General features: G+C 61.1%; 15 protein-coding genes. 10 read left to right on the top strand and 5 right to left on the bottom strand.

Going from position 1 to position 17,075, the window contains the following annotated elements; translation table 11 throughout:
* Positions 1 to 62: 62 nt before the first annotated feature.
* From D1641_RS01660 to D1641_RS01615, 10 genes are all read left to right on the top strand, one after another.
* Positions 63 to 3,458, top strand: coding sequence for a response regulator (locus tag D1641_RS01660; RefSeq protein WP_347707364.1), 3,396 nt, complete (start codon positions 63 to 65; stop codon positions 3,456 to 3,458).
* Positions 3,459 to 3,692: 234 nt separating this feature from the next.
* Complete coding sequence (gene rpmH / locus D1641_RS01655) at positions 3,693 to 3,827, top strand: 50S ribosomal protein L34 (protein WP_160662658.1); 135 nt, start codon at positions 3,693 to 3,695, stop codon at positions 3,825 to 3,827.
* A 130-nt stretch (positions 3,828 to 3,957) separates the two neighbouring features.
* Positions 3,958 to 4,314, top strand: a complete 357-nt coding sequence (gene rnpA / locus D1641_RS01650) for a ribonuclease P protein component (RefSeq protein WP_160662657.1) — start codon at positions 3,958 to 3,960, stop codon at positions 4,312 to 4,314.
* Positions 4,311 to 4,529, top strand: a complete 219-nt coding sequence (gene yidD / locus D1641_RS01645; protein ID WP_160662656.1) for a membrane protein insertion efficiency factor YidD — start codon at positions 4,311 to 4,313, stop codon at positions 4,527 to 4,529. The genes rnpA and yidD overlap by 4 nt, the downstream gene beginning before the upstream one ends.
* 110 nt (positions 4,530 to 4,639) lie before the next feature.
* Entirely contained in the window at positions 4,640 to 6,079 is a 1,440-nt protein-coding gene (locus D1641_RS01640) for a YidC/Oxa1 family membrane protein insertase (protein ID WP_347707363.1), read from the top strand.
* A gap of 3 nt (positions 6,080 to 6,082) precedes the next feature.
* A complete protein-coding gene (jag, locus tag D1641_RS01635) occupies positions 6,083 to 7,087 on the top strand; it encodes an RNA-binding cell elongation regulator Jag/EloR (RefSeq protein ID WP_160662655.1) in 1,005 nt (334 codons plus the stop codon).
* Between the two features lie 132 nt (positions 7,088 to 7,219).
* Positions 7,220 to 8,545 carry a beta-eliminating lyase-related protein gene (locus tag D1641_RS01630; protein WP_160662654.1) on the top strand — a complete coding sequence of 442 codons (1,326 nt, stop codon included), beginning with the start codon at positions 7,220 to 7,222 and terminating at the stop codon, positions 8,543 to 8,545.
* 80 nt (positions 8,546 to 8,625) lie between these two features.
* Positions 8,626 to 9,441: an AAA family ATPase gene (locus D1641_RS19635; protein ID WP_160662653.1), complete on the top strand. Its 816-nt coding sequence runs from the start codon at positions 8,626 to 8,628 to the stop codon at positions 9,439 to 9,441.
* A gap of 40 nt (positions 9,442 to 9,481) precedes the next feature.
* On the top strand, positions 9,482 to 10,633 hold the full coding sequence (locus D1641_RS01620; RefSeq protein ID WP_160662652.1) for a stage 0 sporulation family protein: 1,152 nt from the start codon (positions 9,482 to 9,484) through the stop codon (positions 10,631 to 10,633).
* Entirely contained in the window at positions 10,633 to 11,580 is a 948-nt protein-coding gene (locus D1641_RS01615; RefSeq protein ID WP_160662651.1) for an AEC family transporter, read from the top strand. Before D1641_RS01620 ends, D1641_RS01615 begins: the two co-directional genes overlap by 1 nt.
* A gap of 61 nt (positions 11,581 to 11,641) precedes the next feature.
* Here D1641_RS01615 and D1641_RS01610 read toward each other — a convergent pair whose 3' ends face one another.
* The 5 genes from D1641_RS01610 to D1641_RS01590 all read right to left on the bottom strand — a co-directional run bounded on the left by D1641_RS01610 (position 11,642) and on the right by D1641_RS01590 (position 17,070).
* Positions 11,642 to 12,829, bottom strand: a complete 1,188-nt coding sequence (locus D1641_RS01610; RefSeq protein WP_160662650.1) for a glycoside hydrolase family 3 N-terminal domain-containing protein — start codon at positions 12,827 to 12,829, stop codon at positions 11,642 to 11,644.
* A gap of 48 nt (positions 12,830 to 12,877) precedes the next feature.
* Positions 12,878 to 14,668, bottom strand: coding sequence for an aspartate--tRNA ligase (aspS, locus tag D1641_RS01605; protein ID WP_160662649.1), 1,791 nt, complete (start codon positions 14,666 to 14,668; stop codon positions 12,878 to 12,880).
* Positions 14,669 to 14,793: 125 nt separating this feature from the next.
* A complete protein-coding gene (locus D1641_RS01600; RefSeq protein ID WP_160662648.1) occupies positions 14,794 to 15,213 on the bottom strand; it encodes a hypothetical protein in 420 nt (139 codons plus the stop codon).
* Positions 15,214 to 15,226: 13 nt separating this feature from the next.
* Positions 15,227 to 16,573 carry a histidine--tRNA ligase gene (hisS, locus tag D1641_RS01595; RefSeq protein WP_160662647.1) on the bottom strand — a complete coding sequence of 449 codons (1,347 nt, stop codon included), beginning with the start codon at positions 16,571 to 16,573 and terminating at the stop codon, positions 15,227 to 15,229.
* Positions 16,574 to 16,653: 80 nt separating this feature from the next.
* Positions 16,654 to 17,070 carry a methylglyoxal synthase gene (locus D1641_RS01590; protein WP_160662646.1) on the bottom strand — a complete coding sequence of 139 codons (417 nt, stop codon included), beginning with the start codon at positions 17,068 to 17,070 and terminating at the stop codon, positions 16,654 to 16,656.
* Positions 17,071 to 17,075 lie beyond the last annotated feature (5 nt).

Raw genomic sequence — 17,075 nt, 5'->3', positions numbered from 1 at the left:
TAAGAGAAGCTCTATATGCGTGCGGGATCGGGAAGGTCTGGAGGTTGTAAGGAGGGCGAATTGTGAAGGGGAAGAAGATATCCCAGGAGATGGTGTATGTAGCCTTTCTCCTGCTTGCCATTGTACTTCTGTTTTTCTGGTATACGGCGCAGAACAGCAGCAGGATTGAGGAGCGCAACAAGACCTATGCAGCAGACTCCGCCCGGCAGACCGCGGAGCGCATCGAAAGCGAGTTTAACAACGCGCTGCTGCGAATCCGCAACTATGCTTATCTGCTCAGCACGGACGAGGGAAACTCTGTGATTGACGCGGAATTTTTAAAGGAAATGGAGTCCCACTCCTCCTTCGACGCCATCCGCTTCACTAACGCAGAAGGTGTCAACCTGTCCTCAGGCGGAAAGATCTCCGACAGCAGTGACCGGAACTACTTTATCCAGGGAATGCAGGGGAAGAGCGGTCTGGAGGTAATTTTTCAGTCCAGACTGACAGGCCAGATGATGATGGTGTTTTACGCTCCAGTGGAGCGGGACGGCAAAATCATCGGCATGCTCTTGGGCCTCTATCTTGCGGAGGACTATCTGCGGAATATGCTGGCCACCAGCTATTTCGGGGAGAAGGCCGCCGTGTTCCTGTGCACCCGGGAGGGAACCGTCATCGCCAGCTCCGACAGTCAAAGCTATGAGGCCAGGCTTGTGGACGGTCTGCTGGCGGACGGCGTGATTGACTCCAGGACGGCTCAGGCTGTTCAGGAGGTGTTTGACCGCCCGGGCACAGACGGATCCTTCCTCTGTGAGGACGGCTGCAAGACGGATAACATCTGCGTCCGGGACCTGTCCAATGGGGAATATGTGCTGGTGCAGACCTTCCCCAAAAATGTGACTCAGAATATGATTCAGGCGGAAAATATGGTGGGCATCCAGTTGGAAATCATGCTCATATGCCTGTTTCTCATCTATATCCTTGTTCTTCTGCTCAGAGCCCGGAAGCGCCGGGAGCGGCTGGAAAAGGAGAATACCCAGTTCGGCTATGTGCTGGACGGATTGAACACCCTCTTCTCCTCCCGCTACCTCACGGTGGATCTGGAGGAGGGTACATATTCCTATATGGCTGGAATCAGGCCCCTGAGCAGCAGTCTGGGAATGGAGGGACCCTATGAGGATATCGTTCGGATTCACGCTCTGGATATCATTGAGAAGGAGGATCAGGAGCGGTTCCGGAGGACCTTTGAGATCAATTCCATACAGGCGCTTCTCTCAGAGCAGGATGTTTTCACCTACGAGTGCCATGTATCCCGGGACGGAAAGGAGGACTGGGAGCATCTGATCGCGGTGTGCCTCCAGCGGGAGGAGGGCCGGGTTACCCGCATTCTGTATGTCCGGCAGAATATCACGGAGCTGAAGCTGCGGGAGCTGCAAAGTGAGAAGGCCCTGTCCGTCATGAACCGCAAGGAGCGGCAGTATCGGATCGCCATTACCTCCGCCGCCTTCTGCACCTTTGAGTTCAACCTGACCCGGGACCTGATTGAGCACGACGTGGTGTGCACCATAGATGGCCGGCAGGTCTCCCTGCTGGAGCGGGTGGGGCTCCAGGCGCCCTGCTCCGCCTCCCTGTGCTTCCAGAAGTGGGAGGTCTTTGTACTGGAGGAGTCACTGAAGGAATACCGGGCCGTGTCAAATCTGGAATATCTGAAGGAGCGCTTTGAACAGGGGGAGCTTGAGGTCACTGCGGACTACTGGGGCCAAATCTCCACGAAGGAGCAAATGTGTGTGCGGCAGTCCTTCGTGATGACCCAGGATGACTCCGGAGATATTATGGTGATGGTGGTGTCCCGGGATATCACGGACCAGGTCCGGGCGCAGAGGGAACAGACTCAGGCCCTTCAGGACGCCCTGATGCAGGCCCAGCACGCCAATCAGGCCAAAACCACCTTCCTGTCCAATATGTCCCACGACATCCGTACCCCTATGAACGCCATCATAGGCTTTACCACTATTGCAGTCAGTCACATTGACAACAAGGACCAGGTCCGGGACTGTTTACAGAAGGTGCTGTCCTCCAGCAACCATCTGCTCAGCCTCATCAACGATATTCTGGATATGAGCCGCATCGAGAGCGGCAAGGTGCAGATCAAGGAGCAGGAGTGCAACATCTCTGAGCTGATGCACAACCTGGTGAATATCATACAGCCCCAGGTGAAGGCCAAGCAGCTGGAGCTGTTTATCGACACCTTTGAGGTGGTCAATGAGGACGTCATCGCCGACCCCCTGAAACTGAATCAGGTATTCATCAACCTGCTGAGCAACGCGGTGAAATACACTCCCGCCGGTGGGATGGTCACCTTCCGGATCAGCCAGAAGACCACCTTCCGCCACGGCTACGGGGACTATACCTTTATTGTGAAGGACAACGGCATCGGCATGTCGCCTGAGTTTGTCAAGCACGTCTTTGACCCCTTCGAGCGGGAGAGTACCGCCACGCAGAGCGGCATTCAGGGCACCGGCCTGGGTATGGCCATCACCAAAAACATTGTGGAGATGATGAGCGGAACCATCCACGTGGACAGTACCCCCGGCAGAGGAAGCGTCTTTACCGTGGAGATCAGCCTGAAGCTCCAGGACGTGGAGAAGAACGCCGCCCAGATCAGAGAGCTGGAGGGGCTGCGGGCCCTGGTGGTGGATGACGACCTGAATACCTGCGACAGCGTGAGCAAGATGCTCCAGGAGATTGGCCTTCGGTCCGAGTGGACGGCCTCCGGCCGTGAGGCGGTTTACCGGGCAAGAAAGGCGGAGGAGGAGGGGGACCCATACCGCACCTACATTATCGACTGGCAGATGCCGGAGCTCAGCGGTGTGGATACCGCCCGGCAAATTCGCCGGGCGGTGAAAAGCGACGTGCCCATCATCATACTCACCGCTTACGACTGGACGGATATTGAGGAGGAGGCCAGAGGCGCGGGGATCACCGCTTTCTGCGCCAAGCCCATGTTCATGTCCGATTTGAAATCCGCCCTGTTGTCCGCCTATAATCTGATAGAGAAGGAAGAGGAGGAGGAGGCCCCCTGGACCCAGGCCGATTTCAGCGGGAAACGGGTTCTGCTGGTGGACGACAACGAGCTCAACCGGGAGATTGCGGAGGCGATTCTCCAGGAGGCCGGCTTCCAGGTGGAGGCGGCCCCCGACGGGACCGACGCGGTGGCTATGATGACTGAATCGCCGGAGCACTACTATGACGTGGTCCTGATGGATGTGCAGATGCCCATTATGGACGGCTATGAGGCCACCAGAACTATCCGGAGTATGCCCCGGAGGGATGTGAAAGACCTGCCCATCATCGCCATGACGGCCAACGCCATGGAGGAGGACAAGGAGGCAGCGCTGAAAAACGGCATGACTGCCCACCTGGCAAAGCCACTGGATATGGGGCTGTTTATCTCAGTGCTTCAGAAATACACCTCCTGACGGCCGCCCGGGGCGGGCATACCTTGTGGATAGAGAAAAAGCTGTCACAAGATATAGCATCCAGTGAGAAAATGAAAAAATCCTGGCGGCGGAGATAAAATTTTGGTTGACAGCGGCCGCATTTATCCGCTATAATACTAGGCGTATCTTTTGCAGACCGCAGCTCCTGTTCTCAGCCGGAGCTGTTGTTGGGCCGGGAGAGCCGGCTTGATTTCAAATGAGGAGGTGTCCCCCATGCTTCGTACCTATCAGCCCAAAAAGCGCCAGCGTTCCAAGGAGCACGGCTTCCGCAAGCGTATGGCCACCCGCAATGGCCGCAAGGTGCTGGCCCGCCGCCGCGCCAAGGGCCGCGCCCGCCTGACTTATTAAGCTCAGGTGAGAACGGACCGGGTCCTGCCGGGGCGGGATAAGAGGACACAGTTTTAATAGGCACAAAACAGGGGCGTGGGAGAAATTCCCCGCCCTCTATGTGCGTATACGCTTTTTTACGGAGGACGGCATGGAGCATACTGTCGCGTTGAAACAGAATCACGAGTTCCGCCGGCTGTACAACAAGGGAAAAAGTGCTGTCTCCCCTTATTTCGTCATCTACTGCCGGAAAACCGGCCGGCCGGTGAGCCGGCTGGGCATCACAACCGGGCTCAAGCTGGGCAACGCCGTCAAGCGCAACCGGGCCCGCCGCCGTATTCGGGAGCTGTACCGCGTCCACGAGGGTGAGCTGCTCCCCGGTTATGATATTGTTATCGTGGCCCGCACCCGGGTAATCTACGGCCGGCACGCCGAGCTGGTGCGCAGCTTCCGCCAGCTGACAAAAAAGCTGGGACTGCTCCCGTCAAAAGGGGACAGCCGGCAGTGAAAACTCTTCTTCTGGCCCTGATCCGGTTTTACCGGCGCAGCATCTCGCCCCTGCGCCCCCCCTGCTGCCGTTTTATTCCCACCTGCTCGGAGTATGCCCTGGAGGCGGTGGAGAAATATGGCGTTTTCAAGGGGGGCTGGCTGGCCCTGCGCAGGCTTGCGAGGTGCCAGCCCTTCCACCGGCAGAAGTCCATTGAATATGACCCTGTGCCGTAGGGGACGGCCTGAAGCGCCGCCCCGCTGTCGAGTATGGCTCTGCCTCAGAAGAGCGGGCCGGCGCAGAGGCCGGCCCCTACAGAACCTTAAATATGCGGAGGTAAATCTTAGTGGGTATTATTTTACAACCCTTTGCCTGGCTGCTGCTGTTTTTTTATAACCTGTTCAACAGCTACGGCATAGCCCTGATCCTGTTTGCCATTGTGGTCAAGCTGATTCTGTTCCCTGTCACGCTGAAGCAGAAGAAGAGCATGATTCAGACCACTATGCTCTCCGAGCAGATGAAAAAGCTCCAGAAGCAGTACGGCAAGGACCGGGAGCGCTACAATGTGGAGCTCCAGAAGCTCTATGAGAAGGAGCACGTCAACCCCATGGGGGGCTGTCTGTGGTCCCTCATCCCCATGTTTGTGCTCATTGCCCTCTATGGCATTATCCGTGAGCCCCTGACTTACTTTATGAGCATGTCCGCCGAGCAGATTCAGACCCTGGCCACCCAGCTGGACTGGTCCAGGGTGGCGGTGTCCAACGGCTGGGTGACCGCCGCTGTGATGGAAAAGGCGGAAAACCTGTTCCAGAACGGGGCCTATAACCAGCTGTACCTGCTCTCTCTGGTCAAGCCGGAGAATCTGGAGGTCCTCAAGGCTGCCACCGGGGCCAACAGCCTGTTTGTGCTGAATTTCGAGTTTTTAGGCATCAATCTGGCCGATATCCCCACCTGGAAATTCTGGACCGGAAAGCTGGAATGGAGCTTTATCGGCCTGTTTATCCTGCCTCTGGTGTCCACGGCGGTGTCCTTCCTGTCCATGAAGGTGTCTATGGTCACCAACCAGATGAGCCGGGAGCAGAAAAATCCCCAGATGGACAGCACTAATAAAATGATGCTGTGGATGATGCCCATTATGTCCCTGTGGATTGGCTTTACCGTCCCCGCCGGCCTGTCTGTCTACTGGATTGCCCAGTACTTTGTCACTATGGTCCAGGAGTATATCTGCGGCAAGATGCTGAAAAAGGACTACGAGGCCGCCCGGGAGGCCTCCGCCCGCCGGGAGGCTGAGGAGAAGGAGGAGGAGAAGCGCCGCAAGGAGGAGGCCCGGCAGGAGCGCCAGCGCCGCCTTGAGGAGGAGAAAAAGAACCGGGGCAAGAAGAAGCCCGCTCCGAAGAAGGAGGAGGAGTCCGACCAGGAGGGGGTCAACAGAGAGGACAGCCGGGAGGGCATCCGGGCTTATGCCCGGGGCCGGTCCTATATCCCCGGCCGCTACGGCGGCGTGACCCCCTACACCGACCCTGACGAGCTCTTCCGCGCCATCGAGGCGGCCAAGGCGAGCAAGAAGAAGGGCAAATCCGCCCCCGCCAAGGCGGAGGAGAAGAAGGAGACCCCGGAGCTCCAGACCGCCGAGACCCCTGAGACCCCTGTTCCGCCCGTGGAGGAGCAGCTGACTGCCGCCCCCGTTCAGCCCGAGACTCCCGCCGAGCTTCTTACCGAGGAGGTCGAGATTGAGGTGGAGGAGATTGAGGTTGAAGTGGACGAGGACGAAGATAAGGAGGGTTAAGTGATGTTGAAATGGATTGAGACCACCGGACGCTCCGAGGAGGACGCCATTTCCGCCGCTCTGTTCCAGCTGGGCCTGGACCGGGACGACGTATCTGTAGAAGTGATTGAGCGGGCAAAGTCCGGCTTTCTGGGCTTTGGCAGCAACCCGGCCAAGGTCCGGGTGAGCTATCAGGAGGTAGACGGGGTGGCCCGCCCCATCACCACCGAGGTTCTCGAGAAGAAGGAGGAGCCCAAGGCTCCCCCTGCCCCCAAGCAGGAGCGACTCGCCCCCGTGGCGGAGGAGACCGTCCTTGCCGCCAAGCCGATGGCCAAGCCCGTCCCCAGGGAGGTCCCCAAAAAGGAGGAGGCCCCCGCCGCCCCTGTGGCGGAGGAGACCATTCTCGCCGCCAAGCCGGGCATGGCTCCACCCAGAAGGAACCAGCCCCGGCCTGAGCGCCGCCCCCGTCCCCGCCCGGAGGAGCGGCTGCAAAAGGGCGACGAGGTGCTTATTGGCAGCGTTTCCGCGCCCAGAGAGCCGGTCACGATGGACCCCGTGAGCCCCGAGGACGAGAAGGCCAACCGCATCCGCGCCTTCCTGGTGGGCCTGATAGAGCACCTGAATGTTCAGGCCTCCCCCGAGATTTTTATCACCAGCGAGGGCAACTATAAGGTGATCCTCCAGGGTCAGGACCTGGGCACCATCATCGGTCGCCGGGGCGAGACGCTGGACGCCATTCAACAGCTCACCAGCTACACCGTCAACCGGGGCCAGTCCAAGCGGGTGCGCATCCATGTGGATGCCGAGGGTTATCGGGCCAAGCGGGAGGAGTCCCTCCAGCGGCTGGCCGTGAAGGTGGCGGGCAAGGTGGTCAAGTACCGGAGAAACATGACTCTGGAGCCCATGAACGCCTACGAGCGCCATGTGATCCACACCGCCCTTCAGGACTACAAGGGCGTCACAACCTACTCCACCGGCGTGGAGCCCAACCGCCGCACCGTGGTAGCCTACGCCCCCCATCAGAAATAAGAAAAAGGCGGAAGGGGCGACCCTTCCGCCTTTTTCTTGTAGGGGGAGGCCTCCGTGCCGCCCCGATTCCCCGCGATTTTGTGGATTGCGGGGCGGCGCAGAGGCCGCCCCCTACTTTATGGAGGTAATCCTATGCCAACCCCCCTTTACGACGCACTGCGCAGCTACGCCGACAGCGGGCCCTTCCGCTTCCACATGCCGGGACACAAGGGGATCATCTATCAGCCCTCAGATTTGAGGTGGATGGCCCCCATCGACGTGACCGAGCTGCCCGAGACGGGCAACCTCTACGAGGCCGGTGAGCCCTTCGACTCCGCCCAGGCCCTGTGGGCGGAGCTGTTCGGCTTTGACCAGTGCCAGTTCCTCACCGGGGGGTCCACCATGGGGGTCCACACCGGGCTGGCCCTATGCTGCCGTCCGGGGGACAGGGTGCTCATGGACCGGAGCTGTCACCGCTCCGCCTTCAATGCCCTGGCCCTCCTGAATTTGGAACCCGTCTGGCTGGAGCGGCCCTGGCTGAAATCGGAAAATCTTCCCGGCCCCATCTCCCCGGGGGAGGTGGAACGGGCCCTGGAGGAGCACCCGGATGTGAAAACAGTGTGTATTACCTCGCCAACCTATGCCGGAGTGTTGTCAAATATCGGGGCTATCTCTCAAATTGTCCACGCCCGCGGGGGAAGGCTCTTTGTGGATGGGGCCCACGGGGCTCACCTGCCCTTTCTGGGGCTGGCCCCCTTCTGGGGGGCGGATGTGGTGACCGTCTCCGCCCACAAGACCCTCCCCGCCATGGGCCAGGCCGCCCTGCTCTTCGCCAGCGGCTTCGACCCCGACCTGGTGCGGCGGACCGCCTCCATTTTCGGCACCTCCAGCCCCTCCTACCCCATGATGGCCTCCCTGGACGTGGTCCGGGACTGGATGGTGCGGTGGGGGGCGGAGAAGTACCAGTGGGTCGCCGTCCAGGTGGCTGAGCTGCGGCAGAGATTCCCCAGCCTGACCGACCGGCCCTACCGGGGTTTCTCCCTGGACCCCACCCGCTTTGTGCTGAAGGTGAAGGACGGCCCCGCCTTTGTCCGGGCGCTGCGGAAGCACTTCTATGTCCCCGAGATGGAGGATGGGGGCCATGTGGTCTTTATCTGCACCTGTCAGGACACGGGGAAGGCCATCCCCTATCTGGCCGATCGGCTGGAGGGGCTGCGGGATATGATGGGGGACTGCCCGCCCATCCCCGCCCCGCCCATCCCGGAGCGGGTGATCTCCCCCCGGCAAGCCCTCTTCGCCCCTAGCCGGGTTTGGCCCCTGGAGGACTGCGAGGGGGAGATTGCCGCCTGTCAGATCGCCCCCTACCCCCCCGGCGTCCCCGTTGTGGCCCCCGGGGAACGAATTTCAAAAAAAGAACTGGCCTATTTGCGGGAAATAGGGTATAATATGCAGTCAGAGGTCCGCGTTATTGAGACCTAGAGGAAAAACGAAGTTTTTCCAGAAAGTTTTTCCTTTGGTTCTTTCCTTTTTGCAAAAAGGAAAGAACATGGAGGCACGATATGAACCTTTCCGCCCTGAAAGGCAATGAAAAACTGAAGGACCAGCTGTCCCGGCAGGAGGGAGAGCGGGGGCTGTCTCACGCCTATATCCTCTCCGGGCCTCCCGGCTCCGGAAAGCACGCCCTGGCCCGGCTGCTGGCGGCGGCTATGCTGTGTACCGGGCAGGGAGAGAAGCCCTGCGGGCGCTGCGGGCCCTGCATTAAGGTGGAAAGGGCTGTCCATCCCGATGTGTCGGTCATTTCCGACCCAGAGACGGGTAAGCCCATCACGGTGGACCAGGTGCGCCAGCTCCGGGCCGACGCCTACATCCGCCCCAACGAGGGGGAGCGGAAGGTGTACCTCCTGGAGGAGGCGGACCGGATGAATCCCTCCGCTCAGAACGCCATGCTCAAGCTGCTGGAAGAGGGCCCGCCCTACGCCGCCTTTCTCCTGATTGCCGGCAGCTCCGGCGGTCTGCTCCAGACGGTGCGCTCCCGGTGTGAGGAGCTGGCCCTGTCTCCGGTGGGGCGGGAGGAGGTTCTCCCGGACCCGGAGCGGCAGGCTCTGGTACAGAAGCTGGCCGACGCCCTGGAGCGGTCGGAGGAGCTGGAGCTGATGGAGGCCGCCCTGTCTATGGAGGGTAAGCGGGAGGAGCTGTCCGCCCTGCTGGACGACCTCTGGATGGAGCTGGGGAGCCGGGCTGTCCGGGCCGGGGACCGGCGCAGGCTGCTGCGGGCGGCGGAGCTGGTAAAGCAGCTGAGAGGGGCCGCCCGGCTCAATGTCAGTGCCGGACAGCTGTCCGGCTGGCTGTGCGCGGGAATGTTTGAAGCCACCTGAGTTAGTTTACAAATTGCGATATATTGAGGAGAAAATACCTATGGTAGAGATTATCAGCGTCCGTTTCCAGAACGGCGGCAAGGAATACTATTTTAATCCCAAGGGAATCCAGTTCCAGGTGGGAGACGGGGTCATTGTGGAGACCACCAAGGGGACGGAGTACGCCCACTGTGTCCAGGGAAACACCATGATCGACGAGATCGAGCTCACCGCTCCTCTGCGCCCGGTGGTGCGCCTGGCTACGCTGGAGGACGCCAAAACGGTGGAGAAGAACAGGGACCGGGAGAAGCGGGCCATGTCCATCTGCCAGCAAAAGATTGCTGAGCACGGCCTGGACATGAAGCTGGTCAGCGCGGAGTACGGCTTCGACGGCAGCAAGATTTTGTTCTACTTTACCTCCGAGGGCCGGGTGGATTTCCGGGCCCTGGTGAAGGATCTGGCCGGCACCCTCCACGCCCGCATTGAGCTGCGGCAGATCGGCGTCCGGGACGAGGCAAAGTTGCTGGGCGGCCTGGGCATCTGCGGCAAGCCCTTCTGCTGCGCCCAGTTCCTGGACGAGTTCCAGCCGGTGTCCATCAAAATGGCCAAGACACAGAATCTGTCCCTCAACCCCACCAAGATCTCCGGCACCTGCGGGCGGCTGATGTGCTGCCTGAAGTATGAGCAGGAGGCCTATGAGGACCTGGTGAAGCACGCCCCCAAGCAGGAGTCCTTTGTGGAGACCCCCGACGGGGCGGGGACGGTGTGCGGGATCAACCTGCTGCGCCAGACCGCTCAGGTGCGGCTGGAGTCCGACCCGGAGACCCCCAGGACCTACCACAACTGTGAGCTGTGCGTGGTCCGCAGCGGGAAGGGCCGGCGGCCCGAGGGCTATGTGGAGCCCCCTCTGGAGGAGCTGGCCAAGCTGCGCCGGGTAGAGGAGGGGGAGACTGTGACTGAGGAGGCCTCCCTGGCCGCCGCCATTGAGGCGGCCTTCCCCAGCCGGGAGCGGAGGGAGCCTGTTCCGGAGGAGGAGCGTCGGCCGAACCGCCGGAACCGGAGCCGCCGGAGCCGGGGGAGCGGTGAGTCCGGCCAGCCGCCGGAGACAGCGGCGCCCCAGGAGGAGCGGGCTGAAGGCGCGGGAGTCCGCCGCCCCAACAGCCGCCGCCGGAGGCGCCGTCCTAACAAGGGCGGCGGGAAGGCCCAGAGCTGATGGCTGGCTTTATGAACGCGGTGTCGGCCTGTCTGGTGCTGATGCTGCTGATGGCGGTGGGCTATCTTATGGGCCGCCTGGGCTGGATGGCCGCCGGAGAAAAGAAGTTTTTAGGAAAGTTTATCATCAACATCGCAGTACCCGCCAACTGCATCGTGGGTCTGCTGAATAACCTGGACCGGGACAACCTGGTCCAGGCGGGGGTGCAGCTGGCTTCCGCTCTGCTGGGGGTGGGAGCCACCCTGCTGCTGTCAGTGGGCGCGGCCGCCCTGCTCCGCCTGCCGAAACGGCGGTGGGGTGTCTTTGTGGCTATGGCCGGGCTGTCCAACACCCTGTTTATCGGCATTCCCGTCTGTACCCAGCTCTTTGGCGAGGAGGCCATGCCCTTTATCATGATCTACTATTTGGGCAATACCAGCTTCCTCCAGTCGGTGGGCACGATTCTCATCAGCTGGTCGGGGGACCGGGAGAGGGAAGGGGGCAGCCCAGCCCGTTTCCTCTGGGAGACCCTGACCAAGCCCCCCATTCTGGGGGTGCTGGCTGCTGTGGTGCTGCTTTTGCTGGGAGCGGAGCTGCCCGGGCCGGTGATGCGCTTTGCCAAGTATATTGGCGACACCGTGTCCCCTCTGGCCCTGATCTACTGCGGATTTATTGTCTATGAGGTGGGCCTGAAAAATCTGCGGCTGCTGCCCGGCCTGCCCGCCATGCTGGTGCTGCGGCTGGTGGCCGCGCCGGCGGTCTGTCTTGTTTTCTGCCGCCTCTTTGGTCTGGAGGGCCTGGTGAGAGATGTCTTTCTGGTGGAGAGCGCCCTGCCGGTGGTCAGTCAGGTGACGGTGATGGCCGGGGCCTACGGCGCTGACGAGGAGTACGCCGCCACCGGGGCCTGTCTGTCCATTCTGGGCTGCTTTGTGACGCTGCCCATCCTGATGCTGATGATAGGCGGATAAAATCCGGTCAGTTTTATAAGCAATATAAAATACAAAGAGGACTGCCAGGCAGTCCTCTTTTTTAAGTAATCAGCCCCAGATTGTATTTCCAGCACAGCACCCGGGCGGCGGCCTCGTCAACCCGCTCCCGGGAGAGGCTTCCCTCCTCCAGAGCGGCCAGGACTTGGGGGATCTGAGCCTGAAAGTCGGTGGTGACCACCATGTCGCACCCGGCGGCCAGAGCCAGCACGGCGGGGGACTGTCCCTGCTCCCCGGCGTATTGAGTGATGGCCTTCATAGCCAGGTCGTCGGTGAGGGCGGGACCGTCGAAGCCCAGCTCCTCCCGGAGGATTTGGTACACGGCGGGGGAGAGGGAGGCGGGGCGCTCCGGGTCCAGCGCCTGAATGACGTTGTGGGATACCAACACGGCGGTGGTCCCGCCACTAGCCTCAATGCCCGCCTGGAAGGGGAGGAAGTCCTCCCCCCGAAGGGTCTCCAGGGGCCGGGTATCCAGGGCGGAGCCGGTGTGGGTGTCCTTGTTGGGGCCGTAGCCGGGGAAGTGCTTTAACACACTGCCCATGTTGTCCGCCCCCATTTGGTCCACTACGGCGGAAATATATGAGCTGGTTTCCTCCGCGCTCTGTGCCAGGGCGCGGGGGTAGATGAAGTCCTTGGGGTTGGTGGACAGGTCGGCCACCGGGGCAAAGTTGACGTTGATCCCCAGAGAGCGGAGCAGCTCGTCCTTTTCCCGGCAGTCGGCCAGCACGGCCTCCAGCCCGCCCTGCTGGTACAGCTTCTGGGGGGAGGAGAACCGCCTCTCACGCAGCTGGGGGTTGGCGCTCACCCGGACCACCGTGCCCCCCTCCTCGTCCACGCCGATGAGCATGGGGAGGTGATTGGCCGCCTGATAGATGGAAATCTGATCCCGCACCTCCTGGGCGGTCTTGTCCTTAAAATCCCGGCCGAAGAGGAGGTAGCCCCCCAGGAGATATTCCGCCGCGATTTCGCCTCCATAGTCGTTTGCGGGACAGCGGGCGAAAAAGAGCTGGCCAACCTTCTCCTCCGTCGTCATGAGGGAGAGCAGCGTGTCAATGGCCTCCTGCCGGGGGTCGGGCTCCGGTTCAGGCTCCGGAGGCTCGACGGGGGCAAAAACCGCCTGATCCTCCGTGGGAGGGGAGGGAGGAGGCGTGCTGCTTGCCGCCGGAGCGCCTCCGGAGGCGCAGCCGGCCAGCAGCAGGGCGGTGAGTACAAGGGCAAGATAATATTTCATAGCGGTCTCCGTAGAGGGCAGCCCGCCTTTGAGGGGGCAGGCCCCTGTTTATTCTTCCTCCGTCTTGGTGATGGCGATGTTCAGCTCGTCCAGCTGCTTCTGCTCCACTGTGCCCGGGGCCCCCATCATCAGGTCCTGGGCGTTTTTGTTCATGGGGAAGGGGATGACCTCCCGGATGGAGTCCTCCCCGGACAGGAGCATCACCATCCGATCCACTCCAGGGGCGATGCCCGCGTGGGGGGGCGCGCCGTAGGTGAAGGCGTTGTACATGGCGGGGAACTTGCTCCGCACGTCCTCCTCCTCCAGGCCCACCATCCAGAAGGCCTTGACCATGAGCTCCGGGTTGTGGTTGCGCACCGCGCCGGAGCTGAGCTCCACCCCGTTGCACACCAGGTCGTACTGGAAGGCGGTGATGGACAGGGGGTCGATCTCCCCCTTGATGGCCTTTTCCACTGTCTCCAGTCCGCCGGAGGGCATGGAGAAGGGGTTGTGGCAGAACTCCAGCCCGCCCGACTCCTCGCCAATCTCGTACATGGGGAAGTCCACAATCCAGCAGAACTCGTAGCGCTCCTTGTCCATGTGGGCGGGGCAGAAGGCCCCCAGCGCCTTCAGCAGCACGCCTGCCGTCTTCTGGGCCGCGCCCCTGGCTCCGGCGGTGAGGCCCACAAAGCATCCGGGAGTGAGGCTCAGTGCCTCCGCCACCTGGTCCTTGATGGGCTGGACGAACTTGGCGATGCCGCCCACAACCTCGCCCTTCTCGTCCAGGCGGAACCAGTAGGCCTTATGGCCGGTCTGGACCTCCACATCGGCGCACAGCTTGTCGATCTGCTTGCGGGTGCCCTCGAAGCCGGAGACTACCACCGCCTTCACGGTCTGGTTCTCGAAAGGGCCGAAGCCGCAGGAGGCCAGCGGAGCGGTGGCGTCCTGTACCGTCAGGTCGATGCGCAGGTCGGGCTTGTCGGTGCCGTATTTCTCCATGGCCTCCAGGTAGGGGATGCGCCTGAACGGGGCCTGAGAGGCGGTGTTGTACTTGCCGTATTTGGCAAAGATGGGGGGCAGGACGTCCTCAAGGACGGCGAACACATCCTCCTGGCTGGCGAAGGCCATCTCCATGTCCAGCTGATAGAACTCGCCGGGGGAGCGGTCGCCCCGGGCATCCTCGTCCCGGAAGCAGGGGGCGATCTGGAAGTACTTGTCAAAGCCGGAGGCCATGAGCAGCTGCTTGAACTGCTGGGGAGCCTGGGGCAGGGCGTAGAATTTGCCCGGGTGCTTCCGGGAGGGGACCAGGTAGTCCCGGGCGCCCTCGGGGGAGGAGGCGGTCAAAATGGGGGTGGTGATCTCCAGAAAGCCGTGGTCCGTCATGGCAGAGCGCAGGGCGGACACCACCTGGGAGCGCAGGACAATGTTGTCCTTCACCTCCAGGTTGCGCAGGTCCAGATAGCGGTACTTCAGCCGGGCGGACTCGTCCGCCTCCCGGGAGCGGTTGATGGGGAAGGGCAGCTCATTGTGGCGGCAGCGGCCCAGTACCTCGATCCTGGCGGGGACCACCTCAATGTCGCCGGTGGGCAGCTTGGGGTTTTTGCTGTCCCGCTCCCGGACGGCACCGGTGACCGAGATGACTGTCTCCTTGTTCAGCTCCTTGACGGTCTGGATCATCTCCTCCGTCTCCAGCACCACCTGGGTGGTGCCGTAGAAGTCCCGGAGGACCAGGAAGGCCAGATTGCCCGACACGACGCGGACGTTCTCCATCCAGCCGGCCAGGGTTACCTCCTGGCCCACCTGCTCGATGCGCAGCTCCCCACAGGTGTGGGTACGGTAAAAGGTGCTTGTGTCACCCATAAAATCAACTCCTATTTGTATTATTTATCATATATATATCTGTTTGTGTCAAATATCTGCTTATAAGGTACAGCTGCTAGGCGCGCTGCAATGGAGTTATACATGAAATAAATAACGATTTGGGATCAATCCGCTCTGGATTCGCCCTCCAGCCTGAGAATCAGATCCAGCGTCTGCTGGAGGAATGCCTTTTGATCGTTGGTGCTCACCGGATGCCAGACCCCGCCGCCGTGCCAAGATAATCGACCGAAGAAGTTTCGCAGCAGGAGGCTCCTCCCGTCCTTCCAGCGGAGGTTGATGTCCCAACGGAAATCCCCCTCCCGCCAGGTGTGGCCCTTTAGGAGCCTGTCTGATATCCGGCGCAGAGCGGAGCGACGGTAGCTTCGGCCCTCCAACAGTTCCATGACCTCCCGGAATCCCTGCTGGACGGACTGGAGGGTCACCTTCCGCATGGGGACAGGGTAGGGGCTGTTGTCGGCTATGAGGTCTATTCTTTGACAGTCTGCCAGGCAGAAGGCGGGGTAGAGGGTGTCCAACGTCTCCATAGCGTGGCCCTCCTTACACTTCCCGGATGGGCTTTGCACCGCTCTTCAAATCGGTGTGGGTAAATATTTCACTCTTAACTTCCTCTTTGGTAAGGAGGAGCTGCTCGCCGGAGTCCATATCCTTTAAGGAAATTTTCCCCTGCTTAATCTCGTCCTCCCCCAGGATAGCCACATATTGGAAGCCCAATTTGTTTGCGTAGGCCATTTTCTGTTTGAATTTTTTCTGTTCGCTGTAGAGCTGCGCCCGGATTCCCGAGGCTCGCAGGCTGGTCGCCAGCTCAATGGCCGGGCTCAGGTCGTCGGTCATGGGGAGGATGAGCACGTCGGCGGGGGCGGTGTTCAGGGCGTCATTGAGATAGCCCTGGTCCTCCAAAACGAAGAACAGGCGGGTCAGACCGATGGAAATTCCAACGCCGGGGAGTTGTTTATCGGTATAATATTCCGCCAAGTTATCATATCTGCCCCCGGAGCAGATGGAGCCGATCTCCGGGTGGTCCAGCATGGTGGTTTCGTAGACGGTGCCGGTGTAGTAGTCCAGCCCCCGGGCGATGGTTAAATCCACCTTGAAGTGGTCCTCCGGGACGCCGAAGGCCTTCAGGTTCTTCACAACCGTCTCCAGCTCTTCCACGCCCTGGTGAAGGAGCTCGTCCTTGCTCCGGATCGCCCTCAGCTCATCGAGGGGGTTTTCTACAGCCAGCAGAGCGAGCAGCTGATCGGCACTGGCGGCCTGGACGCCCAGGTCATCCACCAAAATAGTCCTGACCTTTTCCGGACCGATCTTTTCCAGCTTGTCGATGGTACGCATCACCTCTCCGGCCTGGGCCTCCAGACCCAGTACGGCGAACAGGCCGTTGAGGACCTTCCGGTTGTTTACCCGAATCTGAAACCGCTTCAGGCCGAGAGCGGTGAAGGTGCGGTAGATGATGGAGGGAATCTCCGCCTCGTTGGAGATATCCAGCTTTCCGTCGCCGATCACGTCAATATCCGCCTGATAGAACTCCCGGAATCGGCCCCGCTGGGCCCGCTCCCCCCGGTAGACCTTGCCGATCTGGAACCGGCGGAAGGGAAAGGCCAGCCTGCTGTAGTTCAGGGCTACGTACTTGGCCAGAGGGACGGTGAGGTCAAAGCGCAGGGACAGGTCGGAGTCCCCCTTGGTGAAGCGGTAGATCTGCTTCTCCGTCTCGCCGCCGCCTTTAGCCAGCAGGACCTCGCTGGCCTCGATGAGGGGGGTGTCCAGGGGAGTGAAGCCGTACAGGGAAAAGGACTGGCGAATAATAGCCAGCATCCGGTCAAACTGGACCTGCCGCTGGGGCAGCAGCTCCATAAAGCCGGACAGTGTGCGGGGCTGTAATTTTGCCATAATCGGATCTTCCTCACTTTCACAAAAACAGGCGCTCCCATCCCGGCGCGGGGACGAGAGCGCCCACGTTGGGGCCAGTCTTACAGGGAAAAGGGAACACGGTTGGGGTTCATCCCCTCCCGCCAGTCCAAGTCGCCCCGGGCCAGGCCGTGGATGAGCAGCTCGGCGGTGGCTACGTTGGTGGCCACAGGGACGGAGTGCTGGTCGCACAGGCGGGTGATATAGAGCACATCCTTGTCCATCTCATTGTCCTGGGGGGAGTTGAAGAAAAGGACCATGTCGATTTCGTTATAGATGATGCGCTGGCCGATCTGCTCGATCCCCCCGTGCTCATGGGACAGGAAGAGCTGAACGGGCAGGCCGGTGGCCTCCGCAACCATACGTCCGGTGGCATTGGTGGCACAGACAGAGTGCTTGGATAAAACGCCGCAGTAGGCGGTGCAGAACTGCACCATCAGCTCCTGCTTTTTGGTATGGCTCATAACAGCAATATTCATGGCGT

Source organism: Colidextribacter sp. OB.20 (genome assembly GCF_009911595.1).
Lineage (GTDB): Bacteria > Bacillota > Clostridia > Oscillospirales > Oscillospiraceae > Lawsonibacter.
The sequence above is the reverse complement of the archived record's forward strand: the minus strand, read 5'-3'. Positions and strand labels throughout refer to the sequence as shown.